This is a genomic window from Streptomyces sp. NPDC056224 (assembly GCF_042267665.1).
Lineage (GTDB): Bacteria > Actinomycetota > Actinomycetes > Streptomycetales > Streptomycetaceae > Streptomyces.
This window is the reverse complement of the sequence record NZ_JBHJTK010000093.1, coordinates 1-5,214: the sequence shown is the minus strand read 5'-3', so window position 1 is coordinate 5,214 and position 5,214 is coordinate 1. Positions and strand designations below refer to the sequence as shown.

At 68.5% G+C, this 5,214-nt stretch carries 3 protein-coding genes and 3 pseudogenes; 4 read left to right on the top strand and 2 right to left on the bottom strand.

Going from position 1 to position 5,214, the window contains the following annotated elements; all coding sequences use genetic code 11:
• Positions 1-151: 151 nt before the first annotated feature.
• The 3 genes from ACFCZ1_RS38310 (at position 152) to ACFCZ1_RS38300 (ending at position 1,812) form a co-directional block, all read left to right on the top strand.
• Positions 152-508, top strand: a complete 357-nt coding sequence (locus ACFCZ1_RS38310) for a hypothetical protein (RefSeq protein WP_376682891.1) — start codon at positions 152-154, stop codon at positions 506-508.
• Positions 505-795, top strand: a complete 291-nt coding sequence (locus ACFCZ1_RS38305; RefSeq protein ID WP_376682890.1) for a hypothetical protein — start codon at positions 505-507, stop codon at positions 793-795. Before ACFCZ1_RS38310 ends, ACFCZ1_RS38305 begins: the two co-directional genes overlap by 4 nt.
• A gap of 432 nt (positions 796-1,227) precedes the next feature.
• Positions 1,228-1,812 carry a DinB family protein gene (locus tag ACFCZ1_RS38300; protein ID WP_376682889.1) on the top strand — a complete coding sequence of 195 codons (585 nt, stop codon included), beginning with the start codon at positions 1,228-1,230 and terminating at the stop codon, positions 1,810-1,812.
• Here ACFCZ1_RS38300 and ACFCZ1_RS38295 read toward each other — a convergent pair.
• Positions 1,809-2,761, bottom strand: a pseudogene (locus tag ACFCZ1_RS38295) (IS481 family transposase). The gene ACFCZ1_RS38300 and the pseudogene ACFCZ1_RS38295 overlap by 4 nt on opposite strands.
• Positions 2,762-2,993: 232 nt before the next feature.
• On the opposite strand from ACFCZ1_RS38295, the pseudogene ACFCZ1_RS38290 reads away from it, so the two are divergent.
• Positions 2,994-3,717, top strand: a pseudogene (locus ACFCZ1_RS38290) (IS5 family transposase).
• 792 nt (positions 3,718-4,509) lie between these two features.
• Here ACFCZ1_RS38290 and ACFCZ1_RS38285 read toward each other — a convergent pair.
• A pseudogene (locus ACFCZ1_RS38285) lies at positions 4,510-4,617 on the bottom strand (IS481 family transposase); the annotation flags it as partial.
• Positions 4,618-5,214: the final 597 nt, after the last annotated feature.

The following is a 5,214-nucleotide window of genomic DNA, read 5'->3' as shown; positions in this document are numbered from 1 at the left end:
GGGACCCTGTGGGAGAGTAGGACGCCGCCGAACAATCATTGCGGAAGCCCCGCACCAGACCCTCCGGGGTCCGGTGCGGGGCTTTTCTGCGTTCACGACCAGATCGCAAGGGTTGGCTGGGTATCCTGGCCGCGTTCCCCTGGAGGACGCGATGACAGCACAGCAGCTGGAAGACGACGGACCCCTCATCCCCCAGCCGGCCATGACGCGGGAAGCCCTGCGGGACGCCGTGCGTCGCATCGACATGGCCAACCTGGCCGTGCTCGACAGGGAATGCAACGAGGCGTTCGACCGTGCCGCGGAGACCGGCGCCATCAACCCGCTGCGGTTCTTCCTGATCAAGTGGGCCACGTACGTGGCGATCCACCGCTGGCCGGCGCGGGCGGCGGCGCTCCAGGAGGCGGAACGTGTCGCCGGAGATCCCGGCGCCACGGAGTCGGAGTTCCGGGCCGCGATGGAGACCAGCAGTCGCATCCTGGCCGACGCCCAGCGCGAGATCGGTCAGTGACTCCGCGGGGTGAAGGCGTCGAGAACGACAGCGGCTGGGCCTGGGAATGCGATCCCAGTCGGCTCTGGGTGCTCGGCGACATGCCGGCGGAGCAACAGCACCTCGTGAGCGCCGTGATGGACGGTCTGGTCGACCTGGCGGCGATGGCCATCGACCCCAAGGACGGCAGCCTCTACGAAGACCCCCACCCCACGCGGCTGCGTACGTACGAAGACGAGCGCCTGATGGTCTGGTACCAGACGATCCCGCACCGCAGCCGGGTCTACCTGAAGCGCGTCAACCTCTGACAGCCCACCGCATCCCGGGGGCGTGGATGAGTCTCCCGTGGGAGGAGGCCGCACGGTAGAGAGGTCGCCGACTGGCCGGACGGACAGGCCTTCGTGTGGGTGGAGCCGGCCGAGCTCACGCAGGCTCCGTACTTCGGGTGCGAGTCGGCGGCCGGATGGCGGAGGACCAGGCAGGCTGCCGAGCGCGGCCTGGACGGGGCAGGGTGTTCCGATCCGACGCGATCTCGTGACGAGCGGCTGGGGCCGGGCGGCTCCCGCTCTGGCAGCGGACATCGGGCCCTTCTAGCCTCCGCCGGTGGCCAAGGGTGATCACTGCGAGCTCCTTGTAGCAGGTCAGAGCGGCGGCCATGGCCAGGCCTCGGCTCTGCCGGTCGTTGTGGGCCAGGTACGGGATCTTGAGACCACGAGCAGTGCATGGCAGGCTCATGCCGCATGATCGATGAATTCGCGAAAGACAACCTGCACGGGAGACTGCGGCGGGACCGCGAGGCGCTGCTCTGGAAACTCGACGGCTTGTCCGAATACGACGCCCGCCGACCTTTGACGGCGACCGGGACCAACCTCCTCGGCCTGGTCAAACACGTGGCCACCGTCGAGGCCAGGTACTTCGGCGAGGTCTTCGACCGCCCTTCCCCGGAACCGCTGCCCCGGTGGCAGGACTCCAACGGCAGTGATCTGTGGGCGACCGAGGACGAGACCCGCGATCAGATCATCGGGTTCTACCGGCGCACGTGGGAACACTCGGACGCGACGATCAACGAGCTTCCCCTCGACGCCCCCGGCCACGTGCCGTGGTGGCCGGAGCCTTATCTCAATACGAACCTGTTCGCCATCATGGTCCATGTCCTCGGCGAGTCCATCCGGCATGCCGGGCACGCCGACATCCTGCGCGAGGGCCTCGACGGCCGGACCGGGTTGCGCGCCGAACACGAGAAGCAGATCGACGAGGAAGCCCGTGCAGCCCACTGCGCGAAGATCGAGCAGGCCGCCAGGTCGGCCGCACCAATCAAGGCCTAGCTGTATTGCCCAGTGAGGTTGGGGACGCGGCTGGCGGGTGGTTTGCCTGCGAGTGCGGTGTGTCCGCGGTGGTGATTGTAGGTGTGCAGCCAGCCGGGAACGCGTCGCGCCGTTCCTGCTCTGAGCGGTAGGGGCGGGCTTAGGCCCACTCCTCCAGCAGGGTGCGGTTCAGCCGTTCGACCTTGCCGTTTGTCTGTGGCCGGTAGGGCCGGGTTCGCTTGTGGGTGATCCCGGCTGCTGCCAGTGCGTCCCGCCAGGTGTGGGACTTGTAGCAGGCGCCGTTGTCGGTGAGGACGCGTTCGACGGTGATGCCGCAGGTGGCGAAGTAGGCGTGGGCCCGGGCCCAGAAGCCTGTGGCGGTTTCCTTTTTCTCGTCCGCGTGGATCTCTGAGTAGGCGAGGCGGGAGTGGTCGTCGACGGCGGTGTGGATGTAGCTGTAGCCGGCGCCGGACTTCGTCTTGCGGCCGGCCTGGCGGCCGAGCACCTTGTGGCCGCCGCCGTCGGGGATGTTCCCCAGCTTCTTGATGTCGACATGGACCAGCTCGCCCGGGCGGTCGCGTTCGTAGCGGCGTATGACGAGGCCGGTGGCCCGGTCCAGATGCGTCAGGCGGGCCAGGTGGTAGCGGGTGAGGACGCGGTGGACGGTGGAGGCGGGCACGTTCAGCAGGCCGGCGATGCGGGCCGGCCCCCACCGCCGGAGGATGCGGACCTTGATGATCCGTCGTTCGGTGCGGGTGGGCGTCCGCTTGGGGCTGTGGTGCGGGCGGGAGGAGCGGTCGGCCATGCCGGCCTTGCCCAGGTTTCGGTAGCGGGCGGCTCACCGCTGGGCGGTGGTGGGTGAGACCTGGAAGCGTTCGGCGGCCCGGCGCAGGGGCCAGCCGTCCTCGACCACGCAGCGGGCCAGCCGCAGGCGTCCGGTCTCGGTCAGGGGTGCATTAGGGTGAGACATGAGGGCCTTCTGTCGTTCGGTGGAGATGTCGCAATCCACACCGAACCCGGAAGGCCCTCACCCGTTCAAGACGCCTCAGCCGAGACCTCCATCACCCGTCCACAACCTCCCGGGGCAATACACCTAGAGGTTGTCTCACGTGACTTGATGTTCGTGCGGCATGATGCCGGTCGTGGGTGCTGATCTATCGAAGCGTCTGGTTCCTTATGAACTCCGGTAGCCGGCCGCCCCGTTGCTGCCGTCGTTCGCTGCTCGTCCGCACGGTGGTGGGACCGCGCCGTGTGACGAGCGGGCTGTGTTCACGGCAGTGGTGTAAGCGCTGACCAGCGGCTGTGCCTGTCGGCATCTGCCGCTGACGTTCGGCACGTCGCCCGCCACCGCGCATCGCCGCTTCACCGTACGGACCGAGGCCAGCCTGCGCCGTCGGCTGCACCGGGCGGTGCTGGACGAACTCGGAGCCCGGGGCGAGGTGGACTGGACCTCGGCGATCGTCGACGCGGCCTCCGTTCGCGCTAAAAGGAGGGATCGCTGACCGGGCCGAACCCGGTCGATCGCGGCGAGAAGGGCAGCAAGCTGCACGTGCTGTCCGATGCCCAGGGCATCCCGTTCGCCGTCGCCGTGTTGTCCGGCGCGAACATGCACGACAGCCTCGCCCTCAAGCCGCTCGTCCGCGGCGCCGACCCGTCAAACTCCGCGCGGACAAGGCGTACTTCTCCGCCGAACACATGGCCTGGCTGCGCGAGCGCGGGCTCGTCGCGCGCATCGCGCGGCCCGGCATCGAGTCCGGTGAACGCCTCGGTCGGCACTGCTGGAAGGTCGAACGGTCGATCGCTTGGCTCTTCGGCTACCGCCGCCTCACCGTCCGATACGAACGAAAGGGCTCGCACTTCCTCGCCTTCCTCGGCCTGGCCGCCGCCCTGACCTGCTACAAGAAGCTCGCGAAACTTGCCACGTGAGACATCCTCTTAGCGGGCCGTGGGCCAGGACAGTCCAGTACCAGAAGGCTCCGGCTGTGGACTCAGGCCAGTAGCGGCTCCTCCGGTCGAGGCGGCGGATGTCGGCTGGACAGGCTCCGGAGAGGCGATCGAGCGCCGGATAGAGGCGACGGTGATCGCGGTTCCGTACGGGGACGGCGGCCCGCACGTCAGGGGCGCCTACGCGGCACTGCCCTTTCGTTTGCCGGTCATGGGAGCAACGTACTGGGCACAGGCGCCGCGATCTGGGTGTATTGCCTGGTGAGAGCAGCGGATGATCCCGGCTGCGACGGTTCCGGCGCCGAGCCCCTTGACCGCTATGAGCTCGGCTGCTGCATGGGCGACGAGCCCGTGAAGGTGGCGGCGGCGCCGTCACCCCTCTTCGATAAGGCCGCAGTGATGCCTGCCTGAACCGCTCGCGTGGCGGCCTCGGCGTCGACTGCGGCGGATTTCCCGCGGAGCCGTCGTGTCTCGCGGGCATAGCCATCTGGTGCCGAAGGAACGGACAGCGTGACCGGCCGGCGGCCGAGTTGATCGAGAGCGGCAGCGACATGAGCGTCCACGTGGGTGTCGACTCCGAGGGTCACGCCCGTGCTGTAGCTGCTGGGCGCCCGTCCTCCTGGCGGTCCGTGTGGCTGGACCGCCAGGACGGAGCACCGGGGACCAAAGGTGGTGGAGGTTTCCTCCTTCTCGTCGGAGTGGATCTCGCCGAGGCCAGGCGCGAGTGGTCGTCGAGGGCGGAGTGCGCGCAGCTGTATCCGGCGTTCGTGGCGGTCCCGGTGGCCGGCCCAGGGCGGTCAGGCGCGCCAGCCCGAACCGGGTCATGACGCGGTGGACGGTGGAGGCATGCACGACCAGGAGTCCGGCGATGCGAGCCGGTCCCGCCCACAGGGCGAGGGGGGACCGGCCCGGTAGCGGGCAGGCCACCGCTGGTATGCCGCCGGGGACGGGTGGCAGCCCGTGGCTTGGCGCACTGGTGACGGCTGTCGGGGTGGTGCGGGGAGGGGCGTCGCCGCTTTGGGTCGAGGATCACCGGGATCCCCCAGTGCGTCGGTGGAGCGAGGAGGAAGGGGATCCCGCGGCGGGGGGCCCGGCCGCGCCACTACGCGTACGCCAGGACCCTGCCCGGCGGCGCCCCCTGGACGGTCCTCTGCACGTACGCATCGACCCGCGGGCGGGTGGTCCGGCTCGGTTTTGACACCTCCCGGGCACGGTTGTAGGGTTGAGCAGTTGCCTGGAGCTGGACAAGCTCGGCGACACAACCCCGCAAGGAATGAAATTCGGCGCGGGGATTCGACTCTTCATTCGGGAATCGAAGCCGGTAAATCCGGTGGAGAACTTCTGATAGAGTCGGAACCGCTGGAAAGGGAAAGCGCGAAAGCGCAGAACCTGGAAAGCGCCGAGGAAGTCGGACACGAAAGAGTCTGATAGAGTCGGAAACGCAAGAACACAGAACGAAAGCCCGGAGGAAAGCCCGAG

Coding starts and splice junctions, on each gene's coding strand:
- ACFCZ1_RS38310 (WP_376682891.1), top strand. CDS start 152: ATGACAGCACAGCAGCTGGAAGACGACGGACCCCTCATCCCCCAGCCG.
- ACFCZ1_RS38300 (WP_376682889.1), top strand. CDS start 1,228: ATGATCGATGAATTCGCGAAAGACAACCTGCACGGGAGACTGCGGCGG.